The organism is Polymorphobacter sp. PAMC 29334 (assembly GCF_019431245.1).
GTDB lineage: Bacteria > Pseudomonadota > Alphaproteobacteria > Sphingomonadales > Sphingomonadaceae > Polymorphobacter_B > Polymorphobacter_B megasporae.
Genome location: NZ_CP080243.1, coordinates 216,318 through 232,091 on the forward strand (window position 1 = coordinate 216,318; position 15,774 = coordinate 232,091).

Consider the following 15,774-nt stretch of genomic DNA (forward strand, 5'->3'; position numbering starts at 1 on the left):
ATGCCTTCAGATCACACCCGTATCGAGCAGGATCGCGGGCAGCAGCCGCTGGATCAGGATGATGATCAGGATCAGCACCATCGGCGACAGGTCGATCCCGCCGAGGTCGGGCAGGATGCGCCGGATCGGCCGCAGCAGCGGCTCGGTGATCGCATCGAGCGTCCGCAGGACGCCGCGCACGAAGCTGTTGTAGGTGTTGATAACGTTGAAGGCGATGAGCCACGACAGGATCGCCTGGAGGATCAACAGCCAGATCAGCCACTGCAGCACCATGATGACGATGCCGACGATTGCGGCGAGCGAATTCATGTTCGAGCCCTTGAGGTTGCGCCGCAGCATTTAGGGCGTGTCGCCCCCGCGCGCAATCTTCGCTCCCGTTGGGCGAAGCCGAGCACGAGCTAAGCGCGGACCAGCGTGCCCGCCCCCTCGCGGGTGAAGATCTCGAGCAGCATCGCGTGGCTGACGCGCCCGTCGAGGATGACCGCCGCGCCGACGCCCGCGCCGACCGCGGTGATGCACGTCTCGATCTTGGGGATCATCCCGCCCGAGATCGTGCCGTCGGCGACGAGCGCGGTGATCGTACGCGGATTGAGATCGGTCAGCAGGAGGCCGTCCTTGTCGAGCACCCCGGCGACATCGGTCAGCAGGAACAGCCGCGCCGCGCCGATCGCCGCCGCGATCGCCCCGGCCATCGTGTCGGCGTTGATGTTGTACGTCGCGCCGTCGACCCCGGTCGCGACCGGCGCGATCACCGGGACCATGTTCGCGGTCGTCAGCACGTCGATCAGCGTGCGGTCGACCGCAACGGGCTCGCCGACGAAGCCGAGGTCGATCTCGCGCTCGATATTGCTCCCCGGGTCACGCGTCGTCCGCGTCACCTTGACCGCGCGGACGAGGTTGGCGTCCTTCCCCGAGATCCCCGCCGCGACGCCACCCGCGGCGTTGATCCACGCGACGAGCTCCTTGTTGATCGACCCGGCGAGGACCATCTCGGCGACCTGCGCGGTCGCGGCGTCGGTGACGCGCAGGCCGTCGACGAAGGTGCTGTGGAGCCCGAGCCGTTCGAGCATCGCGCCGATCTGCGGGCCGCCGCCGTGGACGACGACGACGTTGATGCCGCACGCCTTGAGCAGGACGATATCGTCGGCGAAGTCCTTCGCCATTTCGGGGTTGCCCATCGCGTGGCCGCCGTACTTCACAACGAAGGTCTGGCCTGCGTATCGCTGGAGATACGGCAGCGCCTCGATCAGCGTTTCGGTCTTCGCCAGCGCGTGCGGGTCGGGGGAATTGTCGGGCATCCAGCGCCTATAGCGGGCTAGCCACGCCCGCGGCTAGAGCCGCCAGGCACGCCCGCGGCTAAAGCCGCTAGCCACGAACGAACAGGCCGATCGTCAGCGCGGCACCGATGACGATGACCCCGACCCTGAGCCACATCACCGGAACGCGCTTGAGCAGGATCGCCCCGGCATAGCCGCCGACCATCGACCCCGCGCCGACCGCCGCCGCCTTCGCCCAGGGAATCGCCGTCGTTGCGGCAAAGACGATCGCGGCGGCGATGTTCGAGAGCGACACGAGGACGTTCTTGGTCCCCGCCGCGTTGCGAATCGGCATCCGCGCGAGGGTCAGCGCGGCGAGCGTGACGATCCCCGCGCCGCCACCGAAGAAGCCGCTATAAACCGCGATGACCCCCTGGATCAGCGCCGACACCCATGCCGGTGGCGGTGTCGTCTCGCCCTTGGGCTTCGGCCCGAAGCTGCTCCACGCGAACAGGCCCGTGGCCGCCAGTACGAGCCACGGGACCATCGCGCCGAACACCTTCGACGGCGTCACGAGGAGCAGGAGCGCCCCCGCGATTCCGCCGACGAGACTGATGACCGCGAGCGCGCGAAACGACAACCGCTCGGCCCCGGCGACGAGGCTGCGCCCGGCGAACCCGGTCGTGACCTGTCCGGGAAACAGTGCGACGGTCGAGGTGATGTTCGCCATGCGCGGGTCGAGGCCCGTCAGGATCAGCGCCGGCAACGTGACGAACGAACCGCCCCCGGCGAGGGCGTTCTGTGTCCCCGCCCATAGTCCACAGACGAAAAGAAGGGCGAGAAGGAGCATCGTGGCGGCGTGAAGCGTTGGGCCGCACGCGTCAAGCAGGAGCACGCATGAGCTTACCCGGTATCCGCGCCGTCCCCACGTCAGCGACGACCCTCGTCGCGATCTGCAAGAAGTGCGGCAAGAAGGTCGGCGGCGGCTTCGGCGAGGACGGCTCGAAGTCGCTGGCGAAGGCGCTGATCAAGACGCTCGGCCTGCCGAAGTGGAAACGCTCGCCGATCCGCATCGTCGAGACCGGCTGCATGAAGCTGTGCCCGCGCCGCGCGGTTGCGGTGACGACGAGCCGCGACCCGGGGCTGGTATATGTCGTCCCACAGGACACGCCGGTGATCGATGTCGCGGTGCAGTTGGGGCTGACGGCGATCTAAGCGTATTCGTTTCGGGGAAGCGACGCAAACTGCTGCTCACGCAGACAACACACAACCGTCATCCCGCGAAGGCTGGGACCCATCACCCCGACATTCAGTGTTGATGGGTCTCCGCCTTCGCGGGGATGACGATTCCAACAAGCGAGTGCGATCTAAAAGAACGCCTGCAACCCTGTCTGTGCGCGTCCCAAAATCAGCGCGTGGACGTCGTGGGTGCCCTCGTACGTGTTGACCGCCTCGAGGTTCATGACGTGGCGGATCACGCCATATTCGTCCGAGATACCGTTGCCGCCATGCATGTCGCGGGCGACGCGGGCGATATCGAGCGCCTTGCCGCAATTGTTGCGCTTGATCAGGCTGATCGCCTCGGGCGCAAGGTTGTGGACGTCAAGCAGGCGACCGGCAGCAAGCGCGGCGGTCAGGCCGAGCGTGATCTCGGTCTGCATGTCGGCGAGCTTCTTCTGCACCAACTGCGTCTGCGCCAGCGGGCGGCCGAACTGCTTGCGGTCGAGCGTGTACTGCCGCGCCGCATGCCAGCAGAACTCCGCCGCGCCCATGACCCCCCACGCGATGCCGTAGCGCGCGTTGTTGAGGCAACCGAACGGACCGGCGAGGCCCTTGACCCCGGGCAGGATGCGGTCGGCGGGGATGGCGACGTCCTGAAGCACGATCTCGCCGGTGACCCCAGCGCGAAGCGCGAACTTGCCCTCGATCTTCGGCGTTGACAGCCCGGCGTCGGCGCGCTCGACGATGAAGCCGCGGATCGAGTCGACCCCCGCGTCGTCGGCGAGCTTCGCCCACACCACGAAGACGTCGGCGATCGGGGAGTTGGTGATCCACATCTTCGCGCCGTTCAAAACGAAGCCGTCGGCGGTGGCGCGGGCGCGGGTCTTCATCGATCCGGGATCGGAGCCGGCGTCGGGCTCGGTCAGGCCGAACGCGCCGATCAGGTCGCCGGTCGCGAGGCCGGGGAGGTATTTCTGGCGCTGTTCCTCGGTGCCGTAGGCGTGGATCGGGTACATCACGAGGCTCGACTGGACGCTCATCGCCGAGCGGTACGCCGAGTCGACGCGCTCGACCTCGCGCGCGACCAGGCCGTAGGCGACATAGCTTGCGCCAGCGCAGCCATAGCCGTCGATCGTTACGCCGAGCAGCCCGGCGCGCCCGAACTTCTTCATCAGGTCGGGGTCGAATGTCTCGTGGCGGTTGGCCTCACGGACTGCGGGCAGCAGCTCGGCGTCGCAGAAGGCGCGCGCTGAATCGCGGATCATCCGCTCGTCTTCGCTCAACTGCGCGTCGAGCAGGAGCGGGTCGGACCAGTCGAAACGCGGCCAGCGCGGCGCGGTATCGGCGGCGATCTTGGTCTGGATATTCACGGACGGACTCCCAAGGCTTGACCCTTATCTAGCGCATTTCACCCGGGATTTGAACCGGCGTCAGCGCCGCGGCGCGTCGATCAAGCGGCTGGCGGCACGTGTGTCCGCACGATCATCGACTGGCTCGCGGTCGCGAGCAGCGCGCCGCTTTCGGCGAACAGCCGCATCCGGCCGTGGGCGAAGCCGTTCGCCATCCCCTCGATCACGGTATCGCACAGCACCCATTCGGTCGGGGCGAGGCCGACGAAACGGATCGTGTTGTCGAGGCTGTTGCCCCCCATCGCCGCGCCGGTCGCGTGGCCGATCCCCGACGGCACGAAGTCGGCCATCAGCGCGAGGGTAATCCGGTCGACCGGCCCGCCGTCGGTCCGGCGGACCCACATCGCCGACTCGCCGTCGACGCTCGGCCCGCCGCTGCGCCGGGCGGGGCCGTAGCGCCCGCGCGCGATCCGCTGCTCGAAATTGGCGTTGAGGTCGTCGTCGCGCCGGACCCAGTCGTAGACCATCGGCGGGCAGTCTGCGGGCGGCGGGACCGCGGGCATCGCCGCCCACTGCATCGCCAGCGTGCCGGGGCGGCTGCCTAGCGCGGCGTTGACGGTGAAGATCTCGGTCGCGCCGACGTGCCCGGTCACCCGCGCCTGACTCGAATGACGCCCGCTGACCGGCACGACGACGTCGAGGTCGAGGACCGCCGGGGGCCGGGCGAACGACAGATATTGCGCGGTCGCCCAGACCGTCGGCCGCCCGGTCGCCGCCTCGAGCGCGGCGATCGCGCTGCCGAGCCCCGCGCCGCCGAACAGGAACTGCTGGTCGGGCGGCCCGACGCTGAGGGTCGGCGTCACCGCGAGGGTGAAGCGCGTCGCGCTGTCGGTCGTGCCGAGGTCGATCAGCGCCATCTAGCCGGCGTCCGAACCGTGGATGAATGCGCGGATGCGATCGGTGAACGCAGGGGAGGCGAAGGGCTCGATCGGCGCGGGCGGCGTCCCCCCATCGGCGAGTAGCGCGTCGATCCCGGCGTAAAGGTCCTCGACGGTGATCGCGGTGTGCAACCCGTCGCGCCCGGCGAATTTGGCGAGCGTCGCGAACTGGTGGTCGGTGGTGTGCTCGCCCAGATCGAGTCGACGCGGCATCATCAACAGCGGCTTGCCCGCCTGGATCGCGGCGATGATCGACCCCATCCCGGCGTGGGCCACGAACAACCGCGCCTCGGCGATACGGCGTTGATACAATGCGGGCGGCATCATCCGGACGAACGCGGCGTGCTTCGGTTCGTACGCGCCGCTACCGATCTGGACGAGCACATGCGTCGCCGGGTGCGCTGCAGCCCAATCGTCGAGCGCGCGGGCGAAGCGGTCGAAGGCGAACATCGAGCCGACGCTGGCGAAGACTTCGGGCGCATCGTTCGGGCCCACGCTCACAGCACCGCTCCCCAATATTTCGGGACCGGATCGGCGGCGAGCTCGGGCCATTGCGTCAGGCATTGATGCGCGAGCTTGCGCGCCCGCAGCCCCGACGACGACATCACTTCGCTGTTGGCGATGCTGTCGACCCACAAAGTCCGCGCGCCGAACAGCCGCCCGAACAGAATCGCGAAAAGCGCCGGGGCCGAACCGGTGGTGACGACGACATCGGGGCGGACGGTGGCGACCGCGCGGAACAGCTGGAGCGCGACGATGGCGAAGCTCGCCTTGTTCTTGCGGCTCGCGTCCTTGAAGCTGAAGAAACGCGCGCCCGGGACTTGCGCGGCGGCTTCAGGATGGACGGTGGCATAAGCGACGTCGCACCCGTCCCATGCGGGACGCAGTCGCAGCAATTGCACCCAATGCCCGCCGCCCGAAGCGACCGCGAGGACACGCACTCGCCGTGTCGCCATTCGTTGTTCCTCAACCCCACCGCTCTATCGTTCGCATCAAGGCGGGTGGCCTCGCGCTGTCAACCGGCTTGTTGCAGGTGCGAACTATGGTTACGAAGCTGCAGCATTGCTCGAGGAGGCGGAATTTGGTCCGGGTCGGCGTCGTCGGAATGGGCAAGATGGGCCTGTCGCACCTTGCGGTGATCAACGCCCATGCCGGCGTCGAGGTCGCGGGCATCTGCGACAGCGCGAAATACGTCCTCGACGTCCTCGGTAAATACACCGGGCTGGCAACCTTCACCGACTATGAGATGATGCTGAAGTCGGTCGACCTCGACGCGGTGCTTATCGCGACGCCGTCGGCGATGCACGGCCCGATGGTCCGCGCCGCGCTCGATCGCGGCCTCCACGTTTTCTGCGAAAAGCCGTTCTGCCTCGACCCCGACGAGGGCGCGGCATTGGCCGCTCTTGCCACGGAAAAAGGGCTGATCTGCCAGGTCGGCTACCACAACCGCTTCATCGGCGCGTTCCGCGAGGTCAAGCGACTCGTCGATACCAATGCGATCGGGCGCGTCACCCACGTCCTGGCCGAGGCGTATGGTGCGGTCGTGACCAAGCCCAAGGGATCGTCGTGGCGGACCCAGCGCGCGCAGGGCGGCGGCTGCCTGTACGATTACGCTGCGCACCCGATCAACCTCGTGACGTGGCTGTTCGGCGCGCCCGCAACGGTCGCCGGGGCGGCGCTGGTGCCAGTGTTCTCGGCCGAGACCGACGACCAGGTTTACGGCACGCTGCGTTACGACGGCGGGCTGACCGCGCAGGTCTCGGTCGACTGGACCGACACCTCGGTGCGCAAGATGACGACGCGGCTGACCCTGTGGGGCACCGCCGGACGGCTGTACGCCGACCGGCAGGAGATCCAGCTGTTCCTCCGCGACGACGTCGGCGCGCTGCCCGAGGGCTACACCGCCGGCTGGAACACGCGCTACACCACCGAACTGAGCGATCCGGTCGATTTCTACCTCCGCGGCGAGGAATATTCGGCGCAGATCGACGGCTGGATCGCGGCGATCGGCGGCGGGGCGCTGGAGAACGACTTCGCCAGCGCGGTCGAGACCGACAAGACGCTCGCGATGTTCATCGAGAACGACGGCGCGGTCGAGGCGACCTTCCGCGCGCCCGCCCCGGCGGCGGCGAAGACCGGAATGATCGGCAAGCTGATGGGACGCCGCTGATGGCTCACAAGATGGACCGCCTGCTGTTCGGCGATAACCAGTTCTTCGGCATCAACCACATGTCGGAGGAGAAGGCGCGCGCCGGGGCGATGCGCTTCCAGAAGACGCAGTCGATCGTCGATGTCCTCGACATCGCGCTCGCCGAGGGCGTCCGCACCTTCATGTGCACGACCCACGACCGCATCCTCGAGATCGTCGAGACGATGAAGGCGAACCCGGCGAAATACGCCGACTTCATCTTCTATCCCGGGATGCCGTACGCGCATAAATACGCGAATGCGGTGACCGAAGACGGCTATCTTGGGACGCTCAAGCGCTTCCTGCCGCAGGAGGGGCTGCTCGATGCGGCGGTCCGTGGCGGCCTGTCGATCGCCAACAAGGACGTCGAGGGGCTGATCACTTTGCTCGTCGACGCCGAGATGAAGATGTTCGAGGGCGTGCAGGCCCCGGTGATCTTCCTCCAGAACGTCGTCGTCGACCTGCTCCTCGGGCTCAAGTTCAAGGACGCGTTCCGTATCTTCGCCGACCATTGCCGCAAGCGCTATAACGCCGAGCCGGGCTTCATCACGATGAACCTTCCGCTGCTGCTCCGCGCGCTCGAAGCACAAGGTGTCGAGAACCCGATCGTCTGCGCCAACATGAACAAGATCGGCTTCCGCATGTCGGGCGGCTGGGCGGCGTATGCGGCGGCGATCGACGCCTATCCGTGCCGCGTCATCGCGATGTCGATCTACGCGAGCGGCGCGATCCCGCCCGCCGAGGCGATCGCGTGGGTCGCCGAACAGCCGCAGATCGAGTCGATGGTGTTCGGCGCGTCGGGCCGGGCGAATATCCGGAATACTGTCGAGCTGGTGAAGGCGGCGGACGCAAGGCGAGCGATCGCGGCTTAAAGCCAAGCGCCCTCACCTCCCCGCTCTTCCTGCTTCCCTCCCCTTCAGGGGAGGGGAGGAAGAGTTCACGCCGCTAGCCGTCGATCCGCGAACGCTTCCGCCACGAGCTCGTAACTCCGCACCCGCGCTGCATGATCGTGAACGATGTTGACCAGCATCGCCTCGTCCGCGCCGTACTCCGCGGCCGCCGCCTCGATCCCGGCGCGAACCGTCGCGGGTGAGCCGACGATCATCCGGCGGCCGCGACGCTGCGCTGCGTTCGGATTTGCCGCGAGCCAGGTGCTGGCCTTCTCCGGCGACGGCACCGGGATCAGCACCCCGGTCAGCAAATGCGCGAGCATCATCCGCGATGATAGCGCCAGCCGTTCGGCCTCGGCGTCGGTCTCGGCACAAACCGTCCATAGCGCGGCCATCGTATACGGCTTCGCCGCCCGCACGCCGGGGCGGAACGCGCGCTGGTATTGCGCCGCGATCTCCGCGCCGTCGCTGTTGATGAAGTCGGCGAAGCAATACGGCAGCCCGGTCTCCGCCGCCCACGCCGCGCTATCAGGCGACGAGCCGAGCAGCCACACTTCGGGCGTCTCGGGCAGGCCGGGCAGAGTCCTTGAAAGATTGGCGAAAGCGTGACCCGGCGGCAGATCGTCCTCGAGATAGCCAAGGAGTTCGGCGAGCTGGTTCGGGAAATCGTTCGGCGACTGGGTCCGCCGATCGCGCTGGAGCGCGAACGCGGTCCGCTGGTCGCTCCCCGGCGCGCGACCAAGGCCGAGGTCGATCCGCCCCGGATAAAGCCCGCTCAGCGTCGAGAAAGTCTCGGCGACTTTCAACGGCGAATAATGCGGCAGCATGATCCCGCCGCTGCCGAGCCGGATCGAGTGCGTCGCTGCGCCAGCGGCGGCGAGCAATATCTCGGGTGCAGCACCCGCGAGCGCGGGTGAGGCGTGGTGCTCGGCCGCCCAATAGCGGTGGTAGCCGAGTCGCTCACCGGCGCGAGCGAGGTCGACCGAGTTGGACAGTGCCGCCGCCGCGGTGGCGCCTTCAGCGATTGGGGACTGGTCGAGAATACTGAGACGCATGGCGGTTACTCCGGTCAGGCCACAAGATAGGAACGTCGGGAGAGCAATGGAACGGGCGGTAATATTATTGGTTTGTTAACACTCTGTGGGGAAAAAATAGGGAGGACTATCATGACGCGCATATTCTTCGCTCTCGGCACGATCGCGATGGTGGCGGCCACACCCGTCGGCGCACGCGACACGCGTCATCGTGCGCTGCCGCCGGTGCCGCAATCGGCCGAGATCGCCGCGTTGAATCGCGAGTCGCTCGCCAAGATTGCACCGGCTTCGAGCAACACCCCGTCGGTCGATACTCAGAAAGCCCCGCCCGCGCCTGCGATCAAGAAGGGCGCACGTCCGAGACGCTGACGCGCTTCGCGAGAGTAATGCGCAGCGCGGCCCACGCGGCCGCTTTCCCCGCGAAGGCCATCGTATATGCGGGGCTGCTCGACGGGAGAGTGAGGTGCGGCGTTCCGGGTCGAAGCAGCCGCGTCCCGATCGACGCGGCCTTTTGGCCATTGAAAGCGAGGAGGCGCAGGTCGGGAAGCGTCGCCACCAACGTGGCGAGGTCGTTGCCCTCGATATCGCGGATCGCCCCGTCGAGGCTGCCGCTGCGACGCGCGGTGGCGATAACGTCCCATACGCCGATTCCGGCGGCGAGCAGCGCGGCGAGACGGTCCGGGTAGTCGAGCGACACCAAATCGACGCCGACTAGACTGCCGGTTAGCCGCCAGAAGCTATTCTGCGGATGGGCGTAATAGCGCCCCGCTTCTAGCGATTTTACTCCGGGCAAGCTGCCTAGAATGAGGACACGGGTGCGGGCATCGACGACGGGGGCGAAGCTGGCGTGGCGCGTCATCGCTCCTGCTCTCCTGTCATCCCCGCGAATGCGGGGACCAAAGGTCACCGGCCATCATGACTTTGGGCCCCCCGCATTCGCGGGGCTGACAGGTGAAGGGCGAGTGCGCTTAAAAACCCGCGCGGTCACCTCGATCTCGATCCGCATCTTCGGGTCGATCAGCTCCGCGACGATCATCGTCGCCGCCGGTCGCGCGATCCCGAACGCGGCGCGGAGTTGCGGCCAGCACACTTCGAAGTCGGCGGCATCAGGCAGAATATACCGCACCCGGACGACGTCATCGAAGTCCGCCCCCGCCGCGCCAAGCGCCGCCGCGATCGTCGCCAAGGCCGCGGTACACTGCGCCTCGACCCCATCGGCGAGCGTCATCGTTGCCGGATCGACTCCGGTGCAGCCCGAGACGAACACCCAGCCGTCGTCGTCCACAATCGCGCGCGAATAGCCGATCAAATCCTCGTACGCCGAGCCGCTTGCGATGCGGCGGCGCATGGCTACCAGCTGCGGCCCTGCTTGATCGGGGTGCGGTTCGCCAGCATCGCCAGCGTCGGGTTGTCGCCGACGCTCGTCTCGGCGAGCCCCTGGAGTGTGCCGTCGGACAGATCCTCGGGCTCGGCGAGGTTTTCGGCGACAGTCGTCCATTCGCCGTGCGCGCGGCGGTTGACGACCGCGAAGCCGGTATTGAGCAGGTTGGTGACGTTGCCGTCGCGCGCCAGCCGGGTCGGCCCGCCAAGGACGACCGCGATTAGCCGCGTCCCGTCGTGCGCCGCCGACGCCGCGAGGGTGAACCCCGCCGCCTGGGTATAGCCGGTCTTGATCCCATCGACCCCGGGCAGCGTCGTCAACAGGTGGTTGTGGTTGGCGATCGACTTGCCCTCGTAATCGACCGCGACCTGGCTGAAGACGCGGTAGAATTGCGGGAAGTCTCGGACGACCGCACGGCTCAGCGTGCCGATGTCGCGCGCGGTGGTGAGCTGGCGGCTGTCGGGCAGGCCGGTCGCATTGACGAACTGCGACGAGGTCATGCCGAGTTTTTTGGCGGTGGCGGTCATCCGCGCCGCGAACGCCTGCTCGGTGCCACTGATATGCTCGGCGACCGCGACGGCAATGTCGTTCGCCGACTTGGTCGCGATGATGTCGATTGCGTCCTTGAGGCTAATCGTCGAGCCGACCTTGAGGCCGAGCTTCGACGGGGCCTGGTGCGCGGCGTGCTTCGAAATGGTGATCGCGTCGGTCAGGCGGGCGCCGCCGTGCGCGAGCTGATCGAACGCGATGTACAGCGTCAGCACCTTGGTGATCGACGCCGGATAGCGCGGCGCATCGGCCTGCCGCGCGTACATCACCTCGCCGGTCGAAGCGTTGAGCAGGATCGCGGCGTATTTCGGAACGGTGTAAAGACTTGAAGCGGTCGCCGGCGCGGCAATTGCCAGCGCACTTAAAAGACCGATGAGAAGACGCTGACTCCGCACAGGAAAATCCTCGATCCCGCCGTTGGCTCTTTGTAACAAAGGTGGACTCGCCAGCGCAAGCGCGTTGTGGCGCAAACTTCGGGCGGCTTGCCGCGATCCGCGATAATCGCCACATAGCGGTGCATGTCAGCCCCCGCGCACAACGAGCGCCGCACCTTCGCGATCATTTCGCACCCCGACGCCGGCAAGACGACGCTGACCGAAAAGCTGTTGCTGTTCGGCGGCGCGATCCACCTTGCCGGCGAAGTCCGCGCGCGCGGCAACAACCGTCGCGCGCGGTCGGACTGGATGAAGATCGAACAGCAGCGCGGGATCAGCGTCACCAGTTCGGTGATGACCTTCGAGCGCGCCGCGATCACCTACAACCTGCTCGACACGCCCGGACACGAGGATTTCAGCGAGGACACCTACCGCACGCTGACCGCCGTCGACTCAGCGGTGATGGTGATCGACGCGGCGCGCGGGATCGAGGCGCAGACGCGCAAGCTGTTCGAAGTCTGCCGTCTGCGCGACGTGCCGATCGTCACCTTCGTCAACAAGGTCGACCGCGAAGGGCGCGACCCGTTCGAACTCCTCGACGAGGTCGCCGACAAGCTCGCGCTCGACGTCGTGCCGATGAACTGGCCGGTCGGCATGGGCGGGCAGTTTCGCGGGCTATGGGACCTGCGCCGCAACCGGCTGACGATCCCCGAAGGCGACAGCAAGACGTCGGGGCAGACGATCGAGATGACCGGGCTCGACGACCCGCGCCTCGCCGACTACGTCCCCGCCGACGAGCTGGTGAAGTTTCGCGCCGAGGCCGAACTCGCGCTCGGCGGCTATGCGACGCTCGACCCCGACCTGTACCGCAAGGGCGCGCTGACCCCCGTGTTCTTCGGCTCGGCATTGAAGGATTTCGGCGTCGAGGACCTGATCGACGGGCTTGCCGCCTACGCCCCCGCCCCGCGCGTCCAGCACGCGATCCCGCGCGACGTTACCCCCGACGAGCCTGCCGTCACCGGCTTCGTCTTCAAGGTGCAGGCGAACATGAACCCGCAGCACCGCGACCGCATCGCCTTCATGCGGGTGTGCTCGGGCAAGTTCCGCCGGGGGATGAAGCTCAAGCAGGTCGCGACCGGCAAGGCGATCGCGATCAATTCGCCGATCTTCTTCTTCGCCGCCGACCGCGAGATCGCCGACGAGGCGTATCCCGGCGACATCATCGGCATCCCCAACCACGGGGTCCTCCGCGTCGGCGATTCGCTGACCGAGGGCGAGGCACTGACCTTCACCGGCATCCCGAACTTCGCCCCTGAAATCCTCAAGCGCGTGCGGCTGGGCGACCCGACCAAGTCGAAGCAGCTGCGTTCGGCGCTCAACGACATGGCCGAGGAGGGGGTGACCCAGTTGTTCCGCCCGATGATCGGGTCGCAATGGATCGTCGGCGTCGTTGGGCAGTTGCAGCTCGAAGTGCTGATCTCGCGCCTGTCGGCCGAGTATAACGTCGCCGCCGGCTTCGAAGCGTCGCCGTTCGACACCGCACGCTGGATCACCGCCGAAGCCCCCGCCGACCTCAAGACCTTCATCGACGCCCACCGTGGCGCGATGGCCGAGGACCGCGACGGCGCGCCGGTCTTCATGGCGCGCGACCAGTGGGAATTGAACTACACCGAGCAGCGCGAAAAGACGCTGCGCTTCACCGCTACGCGGGAGCGGGCGTGAACATTCCCTCTCCCCTCGAGGGAGAGGGACGGTCGCGTCCTTCGCGCGACCAGGGTGAGGGTGAGGGTGGCCTTGATGGCTCCTCCTTCAATGTCCTCACCCTCACCCTGGTCGCGAAGGCGCGACCGTCCCTCTCCCTCGAGGGGAGAGGGAAGATATGACCTCGCTTTACGCCGATGACGATGCCCGCCGCGCGCGGATCGACGCGCTGCTCGCCGAACTCGACACGCCCCCGCCGCCGCCGAAACGCAGCTTCCTTCGCCGCTTCTGGAAGATCATCCTCGCGCTGATCGTCGTCGCGATCGTCGCCACTGGGGTCTGGCTCGTCGTCACCGCCCCGCTCGGGCGCGCGCTCGAACCGCTGAAGAATCCCAGCCTCGTCCTGCTCGACGACGCCGGTCACCCGATCGCCCGGCGCGGCGACTATAAGGAGCTGCCGGTCACGATCGCCGAGCTGCCGAAGTACGTCCCCCAGGCGATCGTTTCGATCGAGGACCGGCGCTTTTACTCGCACTGGGGGATCGACCCGCAGGGGATCGCGCGGGCGATGTTCCGCAACGCCGAGGCGGGTGGCGTGTCGCAGGGCGGATCGACCCTGACCCAGCAACTCGCCAAGACGAGCTTCCTCAGCAGCGACCGCACGATCAAGCGCAAGCTGCAGGAGATCATCATCGCCTTCTACCTCGAAAGCCGCCTGACCAAGGACCAGATCCTGTCGCGCTACCTGTCGAGCGTCTATTTTGGTGAGGGCGCTTACGGGCTGCGCGCCGCTGCCCGCACCTATTTCGACCGCGAGCCCGAGGACCTGACCGTTGGGCAGGCGGCGATGCTCGCCGGGCTGGTCAAGGCGCCGTCGAGCCTTGCGCCGTCGCGCCACCTGTCGCGCGCGCAGGACCGCGAGCGCGTCGTGTTACAGGCGATGGTCGAAACCGGCGCGCTGACTGCGGCACAGGCGAGCCGCGTCGCCCCGGCGCGCTACACCCCCGGGCGCAAGGCGATCCCGACGGGGTCGTATTTCGCCGACTGGGTCCTGCCGCAGGCGCGAGGGGTCGTCGATCCCGGGCAATACGGCGACGTCGCGGTCAAGACGACGCTCGACCCGGCGCTCCAGCACGACGCCGAGCGCGCGGTCGGCGACATGCTCGCAGGCGCAGGCGGGCTCAACATCCATCAGGCGGCACTTGTCGCGATGCGCCCCGACGGACGCGTCGTCGCGATGGTCGGCGGCGCGAACTATGCCGCGACGCCGTTCAACCGCGCGACACAGGCGCTGCGCCAGCCGGGGTCGTCATTCAAGCTGTTCGTCTATCTGGCCGCGCTCCACGCCGGGGCGACGACGGGGACGATCATCGACGATTCGCCGACGACGATCGGCGACTGGTCGCCGAAGAACGACGAGGGCAAATATCGCGGGCGGATCAGCCTCGCCACCGCGTTCGCCGCGTCGTCCAACATCGCCGCCGCCAAGCTGACGCAGCAGGTCGGGGTCGAGGCGGTGCGCAAGCAGGCGCGGCTGCTCGGGGTGACGGTGCCGCTGTCGAATTACGAAGGGCTTGCACTCGGCACGTCGGGGGTGCCGCTGATCGAATTGACCAGCGCTTACGCCGCGGTCGCCAACGGCGCGTATCCGGTCAAGCCGGTCGGGCTGGCGTCGCCGCGCCCGCCGGGGTTGATCGACACGGTGCGCGGCGCGGTCGCGGCGACGCGCGGCTGGCCCGAACGCGGCCCGATGCTTGAACTCCTCCAGTCGGCGGTGCGCCACGGCACCGGGCAAGCGGCGCTGCTGGGAATCGCGACCTACGGCAAGACCGGCACGACGCAGAACCATCGCGACGCGCTGTTCATCGGCTTCGCAGGTGATCTCGTCGTCGGGGTGTGGGTCGGCAACGACGACAATTCGCCGATGACCGGGGTGGTCGGCGGGACAGTGCCGGCAAAACTGTGGAAGAAGTTCATGACCGCCGCGCTGACCCGCGAGGGCCTGCTCCGCCCCGCGCCGGTGCAGCGGAGCCCGGTCGATGCGATCGGCGATCTGGTCGGCAACGTCGTCGGTGACGCCGTCGGGGCGGCGACCGGCGAGGCGGCGGATGCGATCGGCCAGGCGCTCGACGGAGTGCGCGAGCGTCGCGAGAACCGGACGGAGCCGCCCGAACCGCCCGAGCCGCCGCAACCCGACTAGACCGTCTCCAGCCGATGCCCGCCGCGGACGAAGCGGTGGCACGGGATCGGGCGCATCGGGTCGCGTAGCCGCAACTTCACCTCGGCTAGAATCGCACGGGTGATCTGCGGCAGGTCGAGCGCCGCCGCCGCGTCCCAGTCGAACCACGCAAGTTCGTCGAGCTCGCCCGATCCACCGCCGGGATCGAGCGACACCAGCGCGGCGGCATCGGCCACGAAGAAGCGCGCGTCGAACCGCCTTGGCCGGACCGGGGGCGTGATCGCGCGGGCGACGAAGTCGAGCGCGGCGAGGTCGGGCGCGACTCCGGCGGCGAAGAAGTCGCGCCACGGTCCGGTGCGCTTCACCGGCGCTGAATCGACCGGCTTGGCTACCAGCAGCCCGGTCTCCTCGAACGTCTCGCGGATTGCCGCCATCGCCAGCGCTCGCCCGCGTGCCGGGGTCGTCGTCCGGGCGAGCGCGGCGGCGACATGGCCGACCAGCTCGGTCGCGGCGGGAACGGCAAAGTCGCCGCGGTCGATCCCGCCGCCGGGAAAGACCCATTTGCCCGGCATGAAGGCGTGGCCGCCGTGCCGCCGCCCCATCAGCACGCGGGGCTCGCCGCCGCTGCCGCCCGCGCCGTCGTCGCGGCGGACGATCAACAGCGTCGCCGCATCCTTCGGGCGGCCCGACGTCAGGGCCGGCGCGGGATCCTTC

Annotated in this window: 18 protein-coding genes; 6 read left to right on the forward strand and 12 right to left on the reverse strand. The window is 67.9% G+C overall.

What is annotated here, in order from left to right; all coding sequences use genetic code 11:
• Positions 1 to 6 precede the first annotated feature (6 nt).
• The 3 genes from KZX46_RS04855 to KZX46_RS04865 form a co-directional block, all read right to left on the reverse strand.
• Positions 7 to 309 (reverse strand): YggT family protein, encoded by a 303-nt coding sequence (locus tag KZX46_RS04855; RefSeq protein WP_216711490.1) that lies wholly within the window; start codon positions 307 to 309, stop codon positions 7 to 9.
• An 89-nt stretch (positions 310 to 398) separates the two neighbouring features.
• Positions 399 to 1,298 carry an acetylglutamate kinase gene (gene argB, locus KZX46_RS04860; RefSeq protein WP_216711477.1) on the reverse strand — a complete coding sequence of 300 codons (900 nt, stop codon included), beginning with the start codon at positions 1,296 to 1,298 and terminating at the stop codon, positions 399 to 401.
• 67 nt (positions 1,299 to 1,365) lie between these two features.
• Positions 1,366 to 2,151, reverse strand: coding sequence for a sulfite exporter TauE/SafE family protein (locus tag KZX46_RS04865; RefSeq protein ID WP_226896098.1), 786 nt, complete (start codon positions 2,149 to 2,151; stop codon positions 1,366 to 1,368).
• A 2-nt stretch (positions 2,152 to 2,153) separates the two neighbouring features.
• Between KZX46_RS04865 and KZX46_RS04870 the strand changes: the two genes are divergently transcribed.
• On the forward strand, positions 2,154 to 2,471 hold the full coding sequence (locus tag KZX46_RS04870; protein ID WP_219775710.1) for a (2Fe-2S) ferredoxin domain-containing protein: 318 nt from the start codon (positions 2,154 to 2,156) through the stop codon (positions 2,469 to 2,471).
• A 152-nt stretch (positions 2,472 to 2,623) separates the two neighbouring features.
• Here the strand turns inward: KZX46_RS04870 and KZX46_RS04875 are convergent, their stop codons facing one another.
• From KZX46_RS04875 to KZX46_RS04890, 4 genes are all read right to left on the reverse strand, one after another.
• Positions 2,624 to 3,841, reverse strand: coding sequence for an acyl-CoA dehydrogenase (locus tag KZX46_RS04875; RefSeq protein ID WP_226896312.1), 1,218 nt, complete (start codon positions 3,839 to 3,841; stop codon positions 2,624 to 2,626).
• Between the two features lie 86 nt (positions 3,842 to 3,927).
• A complete protein-coding gene (locus tag KZX46_RS04880; RefSeq protein WP_226896099.1) occupies positions 3,928 to 4,743 on the reverse strand; it encodes an acyl-CoA thioesterase II in 816 nt (271 codons plus the stop codon).
• Positions 4,744 to 5,265, reverse strand: a complete 522-nt coding sequence (locus KZX46_RS04885; protein ID WP_219775711.1) for a glycosyltransferase — start codon at positions 5,263 to 5,265, stop codon at positions 4,744 to 4,746.
• A complete protein-coding gene (locus tag KZX46_RS04890) occupies positions 5,262 to 5,720 on the reverse strand; it encodes a glucuronosyltransferase (RefSeq protein ID WP_219775712.1) in 459 nt (152 codons plus the stop codon). The genes KZX46_RS04885 and KZX46_RS04890 overlap by 4 nt, the downstream gene beginning before the upstream one ends.
• Positions 5,721 to 5,845: 125 nt before the next feature.
• Between KZX46_RS04890 and KZX46_RS04895 the strand changes: the two genes are divergently transcribed.
• Positions 5,846 to 6,934: a Gfo/Idh/MocA family protein gene (locus tag KZX46_RS04895; RefSeq protein ID WP_219775713.1), complete on the forward strand. Its 1,089-nt coding sequence runs from the start codon at positions 5,846 to 5,848 to the stop codon at positions 6,932 to 6,934.
• Positions 6,934 to 7,824 carry a hypothetical protein gene (locus KZX46_RS04900; RefSeq protein ID WP_219775714.1) on the forward strand — a complete coding sequence of 297 codons (891 nt, stop codon included), beginning with the start codon at positions 6,934 to 6,936 and terminating at the stop codon, positions 7,822 to 7,824. Before KZX46_RS04895 ends, KZX46_RS04900 begins: the two co-directional genes overlap by 1 nt.
• 65 nt (positions 7,825 to 7,889) lie before the next feature.
• Here KZX46_RS04900 and KZX46_RS04905 read toward each other — a convergent pair whose 3' ends face one another.
• Complete coding sequence (locus tag KZX46_RS04905; protein WP_219775715.1) at positions 7,890 to 8,897, reverse strand: LLM class flavin-dependent oxidoreductase; 1,008 nt, start codon at positions 8,895 to 8,897, stop codon at positions 7,890 to 7,892.
• Positions 8,898 to 9,008: 111 nt separating this feature from the next.
• Between KZX46_RS04905 and KZX46_RS04910 the strand changes: the two genes are divergently transcribed.
• Positions 9,009 to 9,245: a hypothetical protein gene (locus KZX46_RS04910; protein ID WP_219775716.1), complete on the forward strand. Its 237-nt coding sequence runs from the start codon at positions 9,009 to 9,011 to the stop codon at positions 9,243 to 9,245.
• On the opposite strand, the gene KZX46_RS04915 is transcribed toward KZX46_RS04910, so the two are convergent.
• From KZX46_RS04915 to KZX46_RS04925, 3 genes are read right to left on the reverse strand one after another with little or no spacing between them, the layout of a single operon-like run.
• Positions 9,217 to 9,735 (reverse strand): DNA-deoxyinosine glycosylase, encoded by a 519-nt coding sequence (locus KZX46_RS04915; RefSeq protein WP_219775717.1) that lies wholly within the window; start codon positions 9,733 to 9,735, stop codon positions 9,217 to 9,219. The two genes, KZX46_RS04910 and KZX46_RS04915, sit on opposite strands and share 29 nt — an antisense overlap.
• Positions 9,736 to 9,789: 54 nt before the next feature.
• On the reverse strand, positions 9,790 to 10,224 hold the full coding sequence (locus KZX46_RS04920) for a Rid family hydrolase (RefSeq protein WP_219775718.1): 435 nt from the start codon (positions 10,222 to 10,224) through the stop codon (positions 9,790 to 9,792).
• Positions 10,225 to 10,226: 2 nt separating this feature from the next.
• Positions 10,227 to 11,201, reverse strand: a complete 975-nt coding sequence (locus KZX46_RS04925) for a D-alanyl-D-alanine carboxypeptidase family protein (RefSeq protein WP_226896100.1) — start codon at positions 11,199 to 11,201, stop codon at positions 10,227 to 10,229.
• A 123-nt stretch (positions 11,202 to 11,324) separates the two neighbouring features.
• Here KZX46_RS04925 and KZX46_RS04930 point away from each other — a divergent pair, with 123 nt between their 5' ends.
• Both KZX46_RS04930 and KZX46_RS04935 read left to right on the forward strand, forming a co-directional pair.
• Positions 11,325 to 12,902, forward strand: coding sequence for a peptide chain release factor 3 (locus KZX46_RS04930; RefSeq protein WP_219775719.1), 1,578 nt, complete (start codon positions 11,325 to 11,327; stop codon positions 12,900 to 12,902).
• Positions 12,903 to 13,059: 157 nt separating this feature from the next.
• Complete coding sequence (locus tag KZX46_RS04935; protein WP_219775720.1) at positions 13,060 to 15,081, forward strand: transglycosylase domain-containing protein; 2,022 nt, start codon at positions 13,060 to 13,062, stop codon at positions 15,079 to 15,081.
• Here KZX46_RS04935 and KZX46_RS04940 read toward each other — a convergent pair.
• Positions 15,078 to 15,719, reverse strand: a complete 642-nt coding sequence (locus KZX46_RS04940; protein ID WP_226896101.1) for an NUDIX hydrolase — start codon at positions 15,717 to 15,719, stop codon at positions 15,078 to 15,080. The genes KZX46_RS04935 and KZX46_RS04940 overlap by 4 nt on opposite strands.
• Between the last annotated feature and the right edge of the window lie 55 nt (positions 15,720 to 15,774).